Origin of the sequence: Alkalicoccus saliphilus (genome assembly GCF_003044065.1) — a bacterium.
GTDB lineage: Bacteria > Bacillota > Bacilli > Bacillales > Salisediminibacteriaceae > Alkalicoccus > Alkalicoccus saliphilus.
The window spans coordinates 25,444-42,200 of sequence record NZ_PZJJ01000004.1 but is presented as its reverse complement, the minus strand read 5'-3'; the positions used below and the strand labels follow the sequence as shown (position 1 = coordinate 42,200).

Sequence of the window (16,757 nt, the reverse complement as noted above, 5' to 3'; positions counted from 1 at the left end):
CACCTTCTTACACGCTGCGAATCTTCGGCCGCTGCGGTTTCGGCACGTTTTCGTGCTCTTCTTCACGCTTGAACCTTTCCTGACGCCGGCGCTCTGTATTTCTCGAAATGTTGACAAGTATACCTAACGAAATAAGGGTAACAAGCAGTGAGGAGCCCCCGTAACTTAAGAAAGGAAAAGGAATCCCGGTAATCGGCAGAAGTCCGCTTACAGCTCCTGCATTAAAAACTACCTGAATAGCAAGCTGCATCACAATACCAAAAGCAAGCAGGCTGCCAAAAGCATCCCGGCAGCGTACACCGATCAGCACCCCGCGCCCAATGATAAAGGCCATACCCCCAAGCGCCAGCATAATGCCGAACATCCCGAGTTCTTCACTGACAATAGCAAGAATAAAATCTGTGTGCGCTTCCGGCAGATAAAAAAGTTTCTGCACACTCTGTCCAAATCCCGCCCCGGAAACTCCCCCGTGGGCAATGGCTATATATGACTGCACAAGTTGAAATCCTTCGGTCTGCTCGAGTTCAAAAGCATTTCTGAACCCTACGAGACGGTTCATCCGGTATTCCTCGGAACTTGCGTAATAATACAATCCTGCACCTGCAAGCACTGCCAGGGCTCCGAGATGTTTCATTCTTGCTCCTGAGAAAAAGGCGATCACTCCAGCGACGAGTACTATGGAAGTACCCGTTCCAAGATCCGGCTGCCTCATAATTAAAAGAAAGACAAGTATAACAATCACAAGCGGAGGCATAAGTCCCTTTTTGAAATCATCGATATATGCCTGCTTCCGGGAATAAATAAACGCGACATAAATAATCATTCCGAGTTTCACGAATTCTGACGGCTGAATCGTCAGACCTCCTGCGGAAATCCAGCGCGTCGCTCCGTTTACAGTATGCCCGAGTCCCGGCACGAGCACAAGAGCCAGAAGAATAAAGCTGGCTATAAGAATTAACGGAATAAGCTTACGGAAAGCCCGGTATGGAAAAAACATAAAAACTGTAAACATAACAACTGACATAAGAAGCCAGATTAAATGACGAGTAAAGAAAAACGTTTCATTTTCATACGACTGATAACCTTGCACAAAACTTGCACTGTATACCATAAGCAGTCCAAAACAGGACATGACCACGATAGCAATAATTATGTACCAATCTATGTAAAGCTTCTGCTTTTCTTCCACATTCGCCCACCTCCCCGATGAGCACTGCTCATGCTGATTCCTATATTATAGCAGATGGCCTCCCCTCCATAAAGAGGGCTTTAGACAGGGAAAACACTTTTACACATTAATAAAACATGCGTCATATAAAAGCAGGAGACTCTGCTGAAGTTCTGCCACCCGTTCGGACTTAAATCCACCCTATTCCATAAGGCTCAGCCTTAGAGGGGGAAAGTGTTATTTACCGCAGCATCGAATATTACCAGAAATAATTCGCAGATTACTGTTTTTCATTTTATATAACTTAATTCCACAATATACATCAGCCAGGATAAAACGATTAAATCGATAACATGTCCGTTTCAGGAACGGGCTTTCTCCTTATTCGTGGTTGATATTAGGTTTACATGACGAAATTTTCTCAGCCAAATAAAAAAACACTCTTATGACATCGAATTATATGCGCTTAATTTACGGACTTGCGTCTTCATATGCTATAATGGGGAAAACCGGTGCCTAAGTTTGCGCATTCCTAAGAACGACTCAGAAATGAGGTGAACAGCATGGAAGACTTAACCATGTGCCCTAAATTCGAAACTGCTTTTCAGCTTCTCGGAAAACGCTGGAACGGTTTAATTATACGTGTGCTTCTTCATGGGCCATCCCGTTTCCGGGATATTTCCTCCCACATTCCTAACATGAGTGACAAAATGCTCGTAGACCGGCTCAAACAGCTGGAAATCAACGGTATTATCGAAAGAAAAGTATACCCGGAGACCCCGGTCCGCATCGAATATCAGCTGACTTCCAAAGGTCGTGCCCTGGAACCGGCACTCGATGAAATCCAGTCCTGGGCTGAAAACTGGGTTGAAAACGAAACTCCTGAACCAGTAGAAAATCAGTAATAAAGAAGGTTTCCGCCAACATGGTGGAAACCTTCTTTATGTCACTCCGTTTCTTTTTCATGCCCCAGAGAAATTTCCCAGCCGGTGAAAGCTATTGAAAACCCTGTTCAGCCGGGACGGTTTTGTTCATTACTTTTTAAGTACTGCAAAACGATGTCCAAGCACACGTCCGGCGAGACCGGATCTTACAGTCAGGTTTAAATAAATGATGATTCCTGTTCCTATGGAAAGCCCGAGGATAATACCTGCATTCCAGCGGTTGTCCATTGGGAAAAAACGTTCCAGACCGAAAGCAATATATAAAACGACAGCCGCCATTATTACTGTATACATAACAATCTGCCGAAGCCGTCTGAAAATTATACTGTAATCAAATTGTGCATACTTCCCAATTGCCCAGACGTTAACAGTAACGGACAGCATATAGCCTCCTAATGTGGCAAATACGCCTCCCTGCGGTCCGAACCATTGAATAAACAGGCTGTTGAAAAGGACTTTAAACAAAAGACCTGCAACGAGAGCAATAACGGCGAATTTCTGCTGGTTAATCCCCTGAAGGAGTGATGCTGTAACTGCAAAGACAGCGAAGAAAACAGCTACCGGAGCATACGTGCGGAGCATTTCTCCTCCGATTGACACTTCACCAAGACCAAAAAGTGCAGCATAGGCAGGCTCTGAAAGCACCATCAGCCCTGCGGCGGCCGGAATGGTAAGAAAGAGAATGATCTGATACGTCTGTGTAATCGTACGCTGCAGCCTGTCGGTATCTCCGTTTGTATAGGCGCTTGTTATAGTAGGGAGAATTGTCAGAGACATAGCAGTAGCAATCGACACCGGAATTAATATGAGCTTATGCGTGGACTGGGTGAAAGATGCATAGTACGTTTCTGCAATCGGCTGGACAAATCCGGCATCTCTCATCGCCGGATTAAACGTCCACAAGTCGATCGTCTGATAAAGAGGGATTGCCAGCCCTACAAAAGACAGCGGAATCGCGTAGCGAAAGAGCTCCCTGTACATTTTTGTAAGCGGGATCTTATGATCCACTGTGCTTTCCTCAAGCATTTTCTGCATTCCGGCATAGCGTCTGCGCCAGTACCAGAGAAGAACGGCCAGCCCCCCGAGAGCTCCCGCAAAGGCCCCGAAAGTAGCAAATCCTACCGCCGTTCCAAGCTCCCCGTCGAGCGTGTACATAATGACGTATGTAACGACAAGAATAAATGCGATACGGATAATTTGTTCAATAACCTGGGAGACAGCTGTCGGTCCCATGGATTGATTCCCTTGAAAAAAACCACGAATAATGGCCATTACCGGGACTACGAGCAGTGCTACACTCACCATGCGGATCGTAAAGACTGCGTCCCCGACTGAATTCCCTTCCAGACTATCCGGATCCAGCACCCGGTTGGCGATCATTTCTGCCGAAAAAAATAAGGCGAGAAAAGCAATGAACCCGGTAATGGACATAATAATCAAGCCGGATTTCAAGAGGCGCTGCCCGGTATGGTAGTCCCCAAGTGCGTTATACTTCGAAACGAATTTAGAGACGGCAAGCGGCACTCCGAGTGTCGCCAGACTGAGAAGTACCGTGTAGGGCGTATAGCCGTATGTATACAACGCCAGACCCTGGTGGCCGACGATGGATGTAAAAGGGAAAATATAAATCAGGCCGAGCATTTTCGAAATGAAAATGCTCGCCGTAAGAATCATTGTTCCCCGTAGTAACTGTTGATCTGACATATTTACCTATCTCCTGCTCTTTTCCGTTTAGCCTTTAATTATTTTTACATATACATTTCTGGAGCGCGGCCCGTCAAACTCACAGAAGTAAATACCCTGCCATGTACCGAGAATCATCCGGCCGCTGTCAATAAGAACAACCTGTGACGCCCCGACGGTACTTGCTTTAAGATGAGAAGCTGTATTTCCTTCCATATGGCGGTATTTCGGATGATCCCATGGATAAACTTCATCAAAACGCATGAGCATATCAGATTTCACATCCGGGTCTGCATTTTCATTTATCGTAATACCTGCGGTAGTATGGGCACAATAAATGTAAACGACCCCGTCCTCTACCGCTTCTCTACTGATGACATTCTGAACCTGATTCGTAATATCGATCATTTCGTCCCGTTGATTTGTTTTTACGGACAGTTTCTCTATCAATTAAGACTCCTCCCCCTGTGCTCTGGCATGTTCGTTTGCAGCCTGTACGGCCTGCTGAAACATGCGGTCGACACCGTACGTATCAAGTACACGCAGCCCTTCCGCTGTGGATCCTCCTGGAGAAGCGACCTGTTCCATAAGATCATCCGGGCTGTGCCCGGCTTCAAGCATCGCGACAGACCCTTTCATCATCTGAACGACAAGCCGTCTTGCCTGTTCCTCAGAAATACCATACTTCACTGCTGCCTCTTCAAGCGCTTTTTCCACATAATAAATAAATGCCGGGGCACTGCCGGTAACCGCAGTCAGGTTGTGCACCTGTTCCGAAGTAAGTTCCTCCGCCGGACCGATTGCATTAAGGAGTGCCTCAATGTAAGGCCGGTGATGGCTTTCCACGGACCGTCCGCACGTATACGTCGACATGGACATACCGATCTGTGCAGCTGTATTCGGCATTATCCAGCAGACCGGTGTCTTTTCCGGAAGTCTGTCTTCAAGAAACTCCGGATCGATACCTGCTGCCACCGTTACTACAAGCTGGCCGCTGATGTGGGGACTTAATGCTCGAAGCAGCTCTTCATGCGTCTGCGGTGGTGTTGCAAAAACAATAATATCATTTTCCTGTACAGCCTTCAGCCAGTCTGTCGTCATCTGCACACCGTATGTACTCTGCAGATGCTTCAGTTTTTCCTTGTTGGATCGATTAGCCATTGTGATAGTCCCGAAAGTTTCCCTGCTCGTTTTAACCACTCCTGAAACGACCGCTTCGGCCATCCGCCCGGCACCAATAAAAAGAATATCTGCTTTTTTCACATATAACAGCTCCTTTCCTTCTGCTTATTACTTTACCATTTTTCAACCACGAACCAAACTTATTTTATGCCTTCCCAACCCCGGCAAGCAAAAAGCTGTCTTTTTTGAGGACTTCAAAAAAGACAGCTTTATTAATCATCGTAAGTGCTTTTATCAGCTGATACGCTGCAGGCGCCGCTCCAGCTCTTTCAGCTTGAACTCCTGCTTGTGAGCCTTTTCGTAATGCTTCAGCCGGCGTTTCATGCGTCCTTTCGTCCAGGTAAAATCTGCAATTCCCTTATGGTTAAGGTACGTCGCAAAGAAGTCGAGATGACCGCTTTCGTATTTATTTTCCTTATCGACCGTGTCGATATACAGTTCAAATGCTTCTGTTACAGAAGCATTCTCCGGCACAAAATCTCCGTAGGCTTCTGCGAGGCTTCTGTAGTTATTTTCACGAAGCTTCGTGAGAAAGGATTGAAGGAAAAGTTCTTCCTGGCCCTGCGTCTTAAATCCTTTGCGCTCAAGAAGCGAAAGGAACACTTTCAGCTCATTATGATAGAAGGAATACGCACGGCGCATATCCTTTGTCATGGAAAGATTTATATTGAAGGTTCCTTCCGAGCGTGCATAAAGCATATTCAGAAGGGCGCGGTTCGTTTCGGGCTTTAACAAAAAGGAAGGGTGTACTGTTCTCAGGTATTTCTCAACCTCCTGATTTACTATTGACTGCTGTGCCTGTTTTCTATTCATCTCTTCCAGGGACCGGCTTCTTTCATAAGCTGCGTATTGTTCAATACGTTCCTGGGTTTCCTTTGACCAGACCGCCCGCTTTTCGTTCAGTCTGGATTTCAGTCCTGCAAACATGTTCAAATTCTCCTCTCACACTCTTTTTTCTACTCGTTGGTTTGATCTCCACAGAGCAGTGTAGCACATCCAAATCATAAATAAAATAGAGTTGTTGTAAAAAAACAAAACTATTTTAAAGCTCACGTCCTCTCATCACTTCTAACGACATTTCATATGGCTGTATCCCTGATTATAGTGATATTTGGTGTTTGCAGCAATGTATCTGCTCACAGCATCCTTCTTGTTTTTCCTGCGTGATTTCCGTACAATCATTGCAGACACGATATGCAGGAAAGGAAGTTTATAATGAGAGATGTAATTGTAATTGGAGGAGGGCCATCAGGACTGATGGCTTCCGTCGCAGCAGCAGAAAATGGAGCCGACGTACTTCTTCTTGATAAAGGAAATAAGCTCGGACGTAAACTCGCTATTTCCGGAGGAGGCCGGTGCAATGTTACAAACCGGGTGGACGCTGCAGAAATTATTAAGCATATTCCGGGTAACGGCCGTTTTATGTACAGCCCTTTTTCTATTTTCAATAATGAGGATATTATCAGCTTTTTCGAAACACTCGGTATCGAATTAAAGGAAGAGGATCACGGCCGAATGTTTCCAGTAAATGATAAGGCGATCGATGTCGTCCGGGCTTTACTGAACCGTATGCAGCAGCTCGAGGTGGAAATATGGAAGAAAACAGAGGTAAAAGATCTTCACTTCGGTAAGGATTCCCACCATACTGTGGAACTGGCAGACGGCGAAATTATAAAGTGCCGGAACATTATTATGGCGGTAGGCGGAAAGTCTGTGCCCCACACCGGTTCTACGGGAGACGGCTACCCTTGGGCAGAAAAGGCAGGACACACCATCACGGAGCTCTATCCGACGGAAGTACCGATAACTATGAGCGATGCTCATATCAAATCCAAGGAGCTACAGGGACTTTCATTAAGAAATGTCCGCCTCTCTGTCATTGATCCAAAGAAAAAGAAAGCTGTAAAAACCCATCAAGGGGACATGATTTTTACTCATTTCGGTGTTTCCGGTCCTATTGGACTGAGATGCAGCCAGTACGTTCTAAAAACGAAGAAAAAATACGACGTTCAGGAAGTACCGGTGGAAATTGATCTATTTCCGGAAGAAAACGAGGAACAGCTGTTTCAGCGACTGAAAAAGCAGCTCGACGCCGCCCCTAAAAAAGCCGTTAAAAATGCTCTTTCCGGTTTTGTACCGGAGAGAATGCTTCCAGTTTGTCTGCGGTTTGCTTCCATAGCTCCTGATAATACGGGAACGGAGCTTGCCCACGACAAACTCCGTACTCTTTCCCGTATAATGAAACACTTCTCTCTTACGGCTGATGGCACACTGTCGATTGATAAAGCTTTCGTCACCGGCGGAGGAGTAAGTGTTAAAGAGGTTTATCCTAAACGGATGGAATCACGGCTCGTGGAAGGACTTTTCTTCTGCGGAGAGGTCATGGATCTCCACGGGTACACCGGAGGCTACAACATAACCGTCGCTTTCTCCACCGGTTATACAGCAGGACAGGCTGCCGCCGGACGGCTCAAAGAACCAGAACAGCTTTAAAACGCTTTGAACGAATCGCTTCATATAAAAAGCATAAGGGGTACAGGACAATTTTTTGTCCTGTACCCCATCTTTATAAAAACAGCACCGTCCGGTTTTTATATTTTTCTATTTGAGCCCCACCGCGGCAGGTTTCACGGTGCGGACAAAATCTGCAAGAATCCGCTGGTATTCCTTTACTGAATCCATGTACACCATTTCCTTTTCTCCGTGCCAGTCGTGGCCGGCAGGACCGAATTCCACCGAAGCTCCTCCGTATGGCGTGAAAAATTTGCCATCGTTGGAACCATGCTGTCCGTACAGGTTTGCTTTTTCAAGATCTGTTTCCTGAACCAGCGACCTGGACAAATCCTGCACATACGGGTTATGCTCTTCTGTCCGCACCGGAGCTCCAATGTCGTGCACGTAAATTTCCCCGTCCGTAATGCTTTCAATCTCCTTCACAATTTCCCGGGCATCCTGGTCCGGCAGATAACGTATATCCAGTGACATACTGCATTCCTTCGGTACTTTATTATAAGTCCCTCCGCCATTTATTGCTGCCAGGTTGATCGATGGCTTTCCATAAACCGGCGGCGCTGTTGTTTCTGCAAATGGAAGCTTGTATATCTGCTCATACAGATCCATCGCTTTGTGAATCGCATTTTTACCTTCCCATGGCCTGCTGCCGTGGGCGGAAATTCCTTCAAAATCAATGTCGAGCTGAAGTACTCCTTTTGATTGGATGGCAATACCGAAATTCGTAGGTTCACCACAGATAATAAAATCGCCAAGATAGCCCTGTTCAGTTAAATATTTCGTTCCCAGAGTCCCGCCTGTTTCTTCATCAGGAACGATTTGAAGCATAACGCGGCACGGAAGGTTCTCCTTCTGCAGATCGGCAACTGTTTCCATCATTGCTGCCGCTCCGGCCTTCATATCCACCGTGCCGCGTCCGTACATTTTACCGTCTTTTTTAATTGGAGTGAACTGGTGCTCCTCTCCGTTCACTACATCCAGATGAGCATTAAACACAATGGTTTCTTCTCCGCTTCCTATTTCACAGACGAGCATGCTGTATCCATTGTTTTCAAGCTTCTTTACTTCGAGGCCTCTCTGCTCGAGCCATTCTTTAGAAAAATCCATGATTTTATTGACACCTGATTTAGTAGAACTGTCAATCTTCACTAATTCCTCCAGTAAAGGAATCGGATTGACCATGATTAGCCTCCTTTTGTGTTCACTGATGTGTTTATTAGTGTGACTGCTAGTGTATTTTCACGCTGAATCGACATGTTAAACGTCTATTCAGAAAGATTTTCAGAGGCTTTTTTCTACTTTTTTTGCTTTGTTTTTATTGATCTGGGCGACAACGTCGTGCCGGGCAAACTCCAGATCATTTTCTTCTGTCAGCCATTCTTCTTTTACTTCCCTTCCTGCCAGCAGGGCGAGTATGACGGAAGGGATGTCCGCCCCCGCTTCATGGGAAAAGCTGTATCCTCCACCGATCCGTGGATTCATATCAATCACGTAATATCCCGTTCCATCATAATAAACATCCGTGTTAATGTAGCCTGTATGGCCGAGATTTTCACCGATTTTCCGGCCGATTTCGAGCAGCGCCGGTTCGTTTACAGTAAGGCAGCGGTCTACATCGCCGCCCCTCATAGCCAGCTGCTTTCTGACGAACGTCGTAAGGTATTGACCGTTCAAATCATTAAAAACATCCAGGCTGAATTTTTCGCCTTCCACTGTTTCCTGAAAAATAACATTATCTTCCGGTTTCTGATGAGCGGTTTCTCCAATGGACTCTTCTTTGATTTCGTTGACTGCAAAAGTATAGGCCGTTTCCAGCTCATCCAGAGAATTGGCGAAATGAATTCCAATTGAAGCCTGTCCGTTTCTTGGTTTAATAATAAAAGGAAGCGAGGCTTCCCCCCGCTGCACCGCTTCTTTTGCTTCCTCCAGGTCTATAAATGTACGCGGCACCTGTACCCCAAAGTTACCGAGATGCTTTTCATACTTTCCTTTATCCCGGATTATTTCTACAATATCAGGTGACGATGCGAAAACAGAAATACCCGCCCGGCTGAATTTCTCCTTATTTTCAGCCAGCTTTGAAATTTCCAGGTCATTAACCGGTACAATCCCGCGGACGTCGTGGCTCCGGCAGATTGCCAGAATTTCATCCACGTAGTCCGGGTCCGTGTGCTTTGGTATAACGTAACTTATATCCGCCTGCTGCAGAGATGGAGCATTGTATTCCGGATCTGCTGCAATAACTTCTCCTCTAATATCCAGCTTTTTGTAGGCTTCCTGAAAAAAGCGTACAAAATCAATTCTTCTTGCCGCCGAGGTAATTAATATATTCATGGTAACATTCCTCCTATTTAACAAGTTGCTTTGATCCGACTACTGACGACTATTCCCGAAATATGTGTAACTAATCCTTGTATGAAATAAATGAAAATTTCCTATCAGGAAAATAGTCCTTCCTTCTTTTGCGGAACAGATTGATTAAAACCGCACTCATAACAACTCCCTGCAGAATAAAATAGTTTTTCTCCGCTTCATTGATTACCTATCACAGTTTTCTCAAGTACATAAAAAAAACAGCCCGGAATAAATCCCGGACTGCTTCATTTAATTAGCTACAATATTAACGAGTCTGCCTGGTACGGCTATGACCTTTCGAATTGTTTTTCCTTCCACACTTTCTTTTACCTGCTCATTGTTCAGCGCAGTTTCTTCCATATCTTCTTTGGAAGCTTCCTTGGAAATATTCATTTTTGAACGGACCTTGCCGTTCACCTGAATAACAATTTCAACTTCATCTTCCGTAAGCCAGGATTCATCGTGCACAGGCCATGTCGCATAAGCAATCGACGCTTCGTGTCCAAGCTTGCTCCACAGCTCTTCACTTACGTGAGGTGCAACCGGGGACAAAAGCTTCAAGAATCCTTCAAGGTGGCTCCGGGACAGTTTTTCCTGCTTGTAGGCTTCGTTTACGAATACCATCAGCTGAGAAATTCCCGTGTTAAAACGCAGCGCTTCAAAGTCGTCGGTCACTTTCTTGACCGTCTGGTGATATGTGAGGGTCATCTGGTCAGTCCCCTGGCCGTCAAAAACAACCTCTTTAAGAGCTCCGTCTTCATTCACCATCATGCGCCACACCCGGTCAAGGAAACGCCGCGCACCGTCCAGTCCATTTTCACTCCAGGCGATAGACGCATCGAGTGGTCCCATGAACATTTCGTACAGTCGGAGCGTATCTGCTCCGTGGGTCTTCATAATGTCGTCCGGATTTACAACATTCCCTTTCGACTTACTCATCTTTTCGTTGTTTTCCCCAAGAATCATTCCCTGGTTGTACAGCTTCTGAAAAGGCTCTTTCGTCGGTACAACTCCGATGTCGTAAAGCACTTTGTGCCAGAAACGTGCATACAGGAGATGCAGCACGGCGTGCTCAGCCCCGCCGATATAAATATCCACTGGAAGCCAGTCTTTCAGCTTCTGGGGATCTGCGAGCTGCTTGTCGTTATGAGGATCGATATACCGCAGATAATACCAGCAGCTGCCCGCCCACTGGGGCATCGTATTTGTTTCACGGCGTCCTTTCATACCAGTTTTCGGATCGGTCACGGTAAGCCAGTCCTCGTTATTGGCAAGCGGGGATTCACCGGTGCCGGACGGCTTGAATTCTTCCATCTCCGGCAGAGTCAGCGGCAGTTCTTCTTCCGGAAGAGGCTGCATTGTTCCATCTTCCCAGTGAATGACCGGGATCGGCTCCCCCCAGTAGCGCTGACGACTGAAAAGCCAGTCCCGCAGCCGGTAAGTGATCTGCCGCTTTCCTTTACCGTTTTTCTCCAGCCAGTCACACATAGCAGTAATTGCTTCTTCATTGTTCATGCCGTTTAAAAAACCGGAGTTGACGTGTGGTCCATCTCCGCTGTAAGCATCCTGACCGAGGTCTCCCCCGGAAACGACTTCTACAATCGGCAGGCCGAATGCCTGGGCAAATTCGTAGTCGCGCTCGTCGTGTCCAGGAACAGCCATAATAGCTCCTGTACCATAGCTGGCAAGCACGTAGTCCGCAATCCATACCGGCACTTCTTCCCCGGTGACCGGGTGAACGGCCCATCCACCGGTAAACACCCCGGTTTTTTCTTTCGAAAGCTCCGTCCGCTCCAGATCGCTCTTCGTCGCTACCTGCGTGCGGTATGTTTCCACTGCTTCCTTCTGCTCCCCGGATGTCACTTTATCCACCAGGGTGTGTTCCGGTGCAAGCACAAGATAAGAAGCTCCGTAAAGCGTATCCGGCCGCGTCGTAAAGACAGTGATTTCTTCGCCCGTACCTTTTAGTTCAAACGAAACATCCGCCCCTTCCGAACGGCCGATCCAGTTACGCTGCATATCCTTGATGGACTCCGGCCAGTCGAGTTCCTCCAGATCTTCCAGAAGCCGGTCGGCGTAGGCAGTGATTTTGAGCATCCACTGCTTCATCGGACGGCGTTCCACCGGGTGGCCTCCCCGTTCACTTACGCCATCAATAACTTCCTCATTGGCAAGTACCGTTCCAAGAGCCGGGCACCAGTTAACAGCCACTTCATCAACATACGCAAGCCCTTCATTATACAGCTGGATGAAAATCCACTGGGTCCACTTGTAATAGTTTTCGTCTGTCGTATTGATTTCCCGGTCCCAGTCGTAGGAAAAACCAAGTGCTTTAATCTGACGGCGAAAGTTATTAATGTTTGTCTCCGTGAATTCCCGCGGATGTTTGCCGGTATCGAGGGCATATTGTTCTGCCGGAAGCCCGAATGCGTCCCATCCCATCGGATGAAGCACGTTATATCCCTGCATCCGCTTCATTCGGGAAAGAATATCAGTTGCTGTGTAGCCCTCCGGATGCCCGACGTGAAGCCCGGAACCGGACGGATAAGGAAACATATCCAGCGCGTAAAACTTTTCCCGCGACGGATCTTCCTTCGTTTTAAAAGTTTTATTTTCTTCCCAGTACTTCTGCCACTTTGTTTCAATTTTCTGATGATAAAAAGCCAAAACAAACTACCCCCTGTTCAGTTTATGTAAATAAAAAAACCCCACACCCCAACAAACGTTGGGACGAGAGGTCGGATTCCTTCCCGCGGTACCACCCACGATTAGCACCAGTAACAGCAAGGTGCCCACTTAGGACCGGTAACGTCGGTATTACGGCGTATAAACGCAACTCCGAGGTAAGTTCACAGCATCGTGACGTTAACTTTCAGCCGGGGTTAACTCTCTGTCAGACACTTATGCTGCTACTAATCCTCTTCTTTGTCATTGATTTTCTTTAGGCATGTATCGTAATTATTGTATGCACCGGACAGCTGCATGTCAAGCACTCCGGGAAAAGTCCATCTGCGGTACCCCGCGGTCGAAAATTTTTGTCATAATAAAGGGAATAATAAACAACAGAACAATAGTATAAAACAATACCTGCATCCCAAAAACATCAGCCATCATTCCTCCGAATAACGGCCCGATCATTCTTCCACCTGTAGCAATGCTGTTCACAATTCCCTGATAAAAACCGGCTTTTCCTTCCGGAGCCAGTTTATGCGCGATCGTCGGCACCGCGGGCCATACAAACATTTCACCAATAGTGAGGATAATCATTGCTGCTGCGAACCAGGCAAAGGTTTCTGATTGGGAGAGGACGGTAAAAGCACCGGCAAATACAGCTGTCCCGGTATAAATCTGTGCCTTTAACGTCTTCACCCATCGGTTGATAAACAGCCGTATAAGCGGCTGGCAGAATACGATCATTGCCCCGTTAATCGTCCAGAGAAGACTGTAATAGGAAAGAGGGATACCGAGCTCCTGCGTGTAGGCCGCTATAGTCGATGCCCACTGAGCGTAGGCAATCCAGCTGATTAAAAAGCCGGCACAGAGAAGTCCGAGTGCTCTAAAACGCCGGAGGTGCTCTTTTTTCTCTTCGGTACCTTTCACGGGTTCCAGCGGGCCGGCCCCCCATGTCCCTGGAAATTCCGGAAATAAAAAAGGGCGAGAAAAAAGAAAGCTGTATACATCAAACCGTTTCCGATAAATACATAGTCGAACCGGAATCCTGCGAGCATTCCCCCGGAGGCAGCCCCGACGGCCACGCCGACGTTCTGCGAAACATACATGGCGTTAAACGGCCGCCGGCCGCCTTCCGGCCAGACGGATCCGGCCAGCGCATACATGCACGGAATCATCATCCCTCCCCCAAATCCAAGAGCAATGAGGCAGAGAACATAGGCTGTAAAAGATTCATGCAAGGCGGCGAGGGTGAAGGCACTCGCCATAGCAATGATGACACCCGACATAATTGTACGGAAGCCTCCTATTAAATCAAACAGCCTTCCACCCAGCAGGTTACCCGCGACACCTGCGAGTGCATTTATCGTGAGAACCGCTCCTGCTGCTGTCAGCGACCGGCCGAGTTCCTGTGAAATATAAATAGTGTTCAGAGGCCAGAGAAACGATGCCCCTGTAATATTAATCGTCATACCGATAACGAGAATCCAGACCGCCCTGGGCATATGAGTCCCCCTTTATGTATTTCGGTTTCCAAAACAAATAGTACCCGATGCGAAGTCTTCCAGCAACCATTTCTCTCCAGCTCTGCTCATGGTACGATAAAACTAAGATAAAATTACGTGTTCTGGAGAAAGGAAGATTCTTTTATGATAGATCTGCGTAGTGACACCGTTACAAAACCGGATGATATGATGCGCCGGCTGATGTCAGAAGCCGATGTTGGTGATGATGTGTTCGGAGAGGACCCTACTGTAAACGAGCTGGAAAATTACGCTGCCCGCCTGCTCGGTAAAGAAGCAGCCCTGTTTACTACAAGCGGTACACAGGGGAATCAGGCTGCCCTTCTTACACACTGCCGTCCCGGCCAGGAAGTTATCATGGATGACGAAGCTCATGTTTTCGTTTATGAAGGAGCAGCTATTTCTGCTTTTGCCGGTCTGCAGTCACGCACACTCCCCCATCAAAACGGCGTTATTAATATAGAAACGTTAAAAGCGGCCATCCGGCCGGAGGATGTGCACTATCCGGAAACCGGACTGATCTGGCTGGAAAACACACACAACCGCGGAGGCGGTGCCGTCCTTCCACTCGATTATCTGAAGCAGGTAAAAGAAACAGCAGATGACTACGGCCTCCCTGTCCATATGGACGGCGCCCGTCTGTTTAACGCTGCGGAAGCTCTCCAGGTGGAAGCTTCAGAAATTGCAGCGTTTGCAGACAGCGTACAGTTCTGTCTTTCCAAAGGGCTCGGAGCCCCTGTCGGATCTGTTCTTGCCGGCAGCAGTTCTTTTATCCGCACCGCCAGAAAAAAACGTAAAATGCTCGGCGGCGGTATGCGGCAGGCCGGAGTTATCGCCGCTCCCGGACTTTATGCGCTTCAGGAGCGCAGGGCTCGTCTGAAAGAAGACCATCTCCACGCCCGCCGCCTGGCTGAAGCCATTCATGAATACACAGACCTGACTATCCGTCACTCTGTCGAAACGAATATAATCGTCGCTGATACTGATACTTCAGCCCGCTCCGCCGCCGAATGGGTGGACCTCCTTGCGGCAGAAGGGACTGCCATTATTCAATACAAACCAAAGGCTCTTCGTTTTACGACAAACGCCGATGTCAGTTATGAAGATATTGAAGAAGTAGTCAGCATCCTCCGAGGACTCCCGGGAAAGGAAGAAATTTAAATGAATAACATACCGGACCATTTTGGGGAAAAACGTTATTATTCCTGGAACCGTGAGCTGAAAGAACATTTCGGGGAGAAAGTGATGAAAATACCGATTGACGGCGGCTTTGACTGTCCAAACCGGGACGGAACAGTGGCCCACGGCGGCTGCACATTCTGCAGTGTCCGGGGCTCCGGAGATTTTGCCGGAAGACGCGCCGATGATCTTGTGACCCAGTTCCACGATGTAAAAGACCGGATGCACCGAAAATGGAAAAATGCTAAATACATCGGCTATTTTCAGGCGTATACGAATACGTACGCCCCTGTGGAAGAACTGCGGGAAAAGTTCGAGGTCATTCTCGCCCAGGAAGGGGTCGTCGGCTTGTCCATCGCCACGCGGCCTGACTGCCTTCCTGACGATGTCGTTGAATATCTTGCAGAACTGAATGAAAGAACCTACCTGTGGGTGGAACTCGGGCTTCAGACAGCGCATGATAACACAGGAGAACTGATCAACCGCGCCCACGATTTTGCCTGTTATAAGGAAGGAGTTCAAAAACTCCGCAGACACGGCATCCGCGTCTGCAGCCATATTATTAACGGCCTGCCGCTGGAAGACCACCAGATGATGCTCCAGACTGCAGAAGAAGTTTCCCGCCTCGACGTTCAGGGCATTAAAATCCATCTGCTTCATCTGCTGAAGAAGACGGCGATGGTTAAACAGTACGAAAAAGGACTCGTGGATTTAATGAAACTGGAGGATTATATCCAAATCGTCTGTGATCAGCTGGAAATTCTTCCACCGGACATGTCTGTTCACCGTCTGACAGGAGACGGCCCGGCTGAGCTGCTGATCGGACCGATGTGGAGCTCTCATAAATGGAATGCTTTAAATGGTATTGACGAGGAGCTTCAGCGGCGGGGAAGCTGGCAGGGGAAATTTTATCATGCCGCTGCAAAGGAGGATATCTATGCTTCCAGGAATTCTTGAACAGGCCCGGACGTTTCTGAAAGAAGTAATACCAGAGGGCGGAACTGCGGTGGATGCTACGGCCGGCAACGGGTACGACACGCTTTTTTTAACCGGCTGTACCGGGCCGGAAGGAAAAGTATACAGCTTCGATATTCAGCAGCAGGCAGTCGATAACACCGCCTTCCGTCTGAAAAACGCTGGAGCGGAAGCGGAAATTATCGTCTCCGGCCACGAACACGCTCTTCACTATATTCAGGAAGAGGTGATCGATGCTGCCGTTTTTAACCTCGGCTACCTTCCCGGGAGCGACAAAACAGTGACGACGACTCCGGATACAACTATCATGGCTTTGGAAGGATTGTTGAAAAGACTGAAAAAAGGCGGCAGAATAGTACTCGCCGTCTATCACGGCCATACTGAAGGAAAAGTGGAAAAAGACCGCCTGCTTGCTTTCTCAGAAGCACTTTCCCAGAAAAAATTCCAGGTCCTCCAGTACCAGTTTATTAACCAGAAAAATTCTCCTCCGTTTCTCCTGATTATTGAAAAGAAGTAACAGAACGACCAGGCCGGTACACCACCGGTCTTTTTTTACCTCTGTCAAAG

The 16,757-nt window shown here is 47.6% G+C and carries 13 protein-coding genes, 1 pseudogene and 1 other annotated feature; of the genes and pseudogenes, 5 read left to right on the top strand and 9 right to left on the bottom strand.

Features of this window, described 5'->3' with window-relative positions; all coding sequences use genetic code 11:
- Positions 1 to 7: 7 nt before the first annotated feature.
- Positions 8 to 1,189, bottom strand: coding sequence for a putative lipid II flippase FtsW (ftsW, locus tag C6Y45_RS03845; RefSeq protein WP_281260582.1), 1,182 nt, complete (start codon positions 1,187 to 1,189; stop codon positions 8 to 10).
- 542 nt (positions 1,190 to 1,731) lie between these two features.
- On the opposite strand from ftsW, the gene C6Y45_RS03840 reads away from it, so the two are divergent.
- Positions 1,732 to 2,073 carry a winged helix-turn-helix transcriptional regulator gene (locus tag C6Y45_RS03840; protein WP_107583708.1) on the top strand — a complete coding sequence of 114 codons (342 nt, stop codon included), beginning with the start codon at positions 1,732 to 1,734 and terminating at the stop codon, positions 2,071 to 2,073.
- Positions 2,074 to 2,202: 129 nt separating this feature from the next.
- On the opposite strand, the gene C6Y45_RS03835 is transcribed toward C6Y45_RS03840, so the two are convergent.
- From C6Y45_RS03835 to C6Y45_RS03820, 4 genes are all read right to left on the bottom strand, one after another.
- Positions 2,203 to 3,816, bottom strand: a complete 1,614-nt coding sequence (locus tag C6Y45_RS03835) for a putative polysaccharide biosynthesis protein (protein ID WP_107583707.1) — start codon at positions 3,814 to 3,816, stop codon at positions 2,203 to 2,205.
- A gap of 27 nt (positions 3,817 to 3,843) precedes the next feature.
- Positions 3,844 to 4,245, bottom strand: a complete 402-nt coding sequence (locus C6Y45_RS03830) for a secondary thiamine-phosphate synthase enzyme YjbQ (RefSeq protein WP_107583706.1) — start codon at positions 4,243 to 4,245, stop codon at positions 3,844 to 3,846.
- Positions 4,246 to 5,058, bottom strand: coding sequence for a pyrroline-5-carboxylate reductase (gene proC / locus C6Y45_RS03825; protein ID WP_281260581.1), 813 nt, complete (start codon positions 5,056 to 5,058; stop codon positions 4,246 to 4,248). It lies immediately after the preceding gene.
- 153 nt (positions 5,059 to 5,211) lie between these two features.
- On the bottom strand, positions 5,212 to 5,904 hold the full coding sequence (locus tag C6Y45_RS03820) for a hypothetical protein (RefSeq protein ID WP_107583705.1): 693 nt from the start codon (positions 5,902 to 5,904) through the stop codon (positions 5,212 to 5,214).
- Positions 5,905 to 6,189: 285 nt separating this feature from the next.
- Here C6Y45_RS03820 and C6Y45_RS03815 point away from each other — a divergent pair, with 285 nt between their 5' ends.
- Positions 6,190 to 7,470, top strand: coding sequence for a BaiN/RdsA family NAD(P)/FAD-dependent oxidoreductase (locus tag C6Y45_RS03815; protein WP_107583831.1), 1,281 nt, complete (start codon positions 6,190 to 6,192; stop codon positions 7,468 to 7,470).
- 108 nt (positions 7,471 to 7,578) lie between these two features.
- Here C6Y45_RS03815 and C6Y45_RS03810 read toward each other — a convergent pair whose 3' ends face one another.
- The 4 genes and pseudogenes from C6Y45_RS03810 to C6Y45_RS03795 form a co-directional block, all read right to left on the bottom strand.
- Positions 7,579 to 8,670 carry a M20 family metallopeptidase gene (locus C6Y45_RS03810; RefSeq protein WP_107583704.1) on the bottom strand — a complete coding sequence of 364 codons (1,092 nt, stop codon included), beginning with the start codon at positions 8,668 to 8,670 and terminating at the stop codon, positions 7,579 to 7,581.
- Between the two features lie 99 nt (positions 8,671 to 8,769).
- Positions 8,770 to 9,822: an ATP-grasp domain-containing protein gene (locus C6Y45_RS03805; protein WP_107583703.1), complete on the bottom strand. Its 1,053-nt coding sequence runs from the start codon at positions 9,820 to 9,822 to the stop codon at positions 8,770 to 8,772.
- Between the two features lie 270 nt (positions 9,823 to 10,092).
- Positions 10,093 to 12,510 (bottom strand): leucine--tRNA ligase, encoded by a 2,418-nt coding sequence (gene leuS, locus C6Y45_RS03800; RefSeq protein ID WP_107583702.1) that lies wholly within the window; start codon positions 12,508 to 12,510, stop codon positions 10,093 to 10,095.
- Between the two features lie 56 nt (positions 12,511 to 12,566).
- Positions 12,567 to 12,778 (bottom strand) — a binding site (T-box leader).
- A gap of 50 nt (positions 12,779 to 12,828) precedes the next feature.
- A pseudogene (locus C6Y45_RS03795) lies at positions 12,829 to 14,018 on the bottom strand (MDR family MFS transporter).
- Positions 14,019 to 14,162: 144 nt separating this feature from the next.
- Between C6Y45_RS03795 and ltaE the strand changes: the two are divergent.
- Genes ltaE through mnmM form a run of 3 tightly spaced genes read left to right on the top strand, consistent with a single transcriptional unit; the run spans position 14,163 to position 16,707 of the window.
- A complete protein-coding gene (gene ltaE, locus C6Y45_RS03790) occupies positions 14,163 to 15,197 on the top strand; it encodes a low-specificity L-threonine aldolase (protein WP_107583701.1) in 1,035 nt (344 codons plus the stop codon).
- Complete coding sequence (gene mnmL / locus C6Y45_RS03785) at positions 15,198 to 16,172, top strand: tRNA modification radical SAM protein MnmL/YtqA (RefSeq protein WP_107583700.1); 975 nt, start codon at positions 15,198 to 15,200, stop codon at positions 16,170 to 16,172.
- Positions 16,153 to 16,707, top strand: coding sequence for a tRNA 5-(aminomethyl)-2-thiouridylate-methyltransferase MnmM (mnmM, locus tag C6Y45_RS03780; RefSeq protein ID WP_107583699.1), 555 nt, complete (start codon positions 16,153 to 16,155; stop codon positions 16,705 to 16,707). The genes mnmL and mnmM overlap by 20 nt, the downstream gene beginning before the upstream one ends.
- Positions 16,708 to 16,757: the final 50 nt, after the last annotated feature.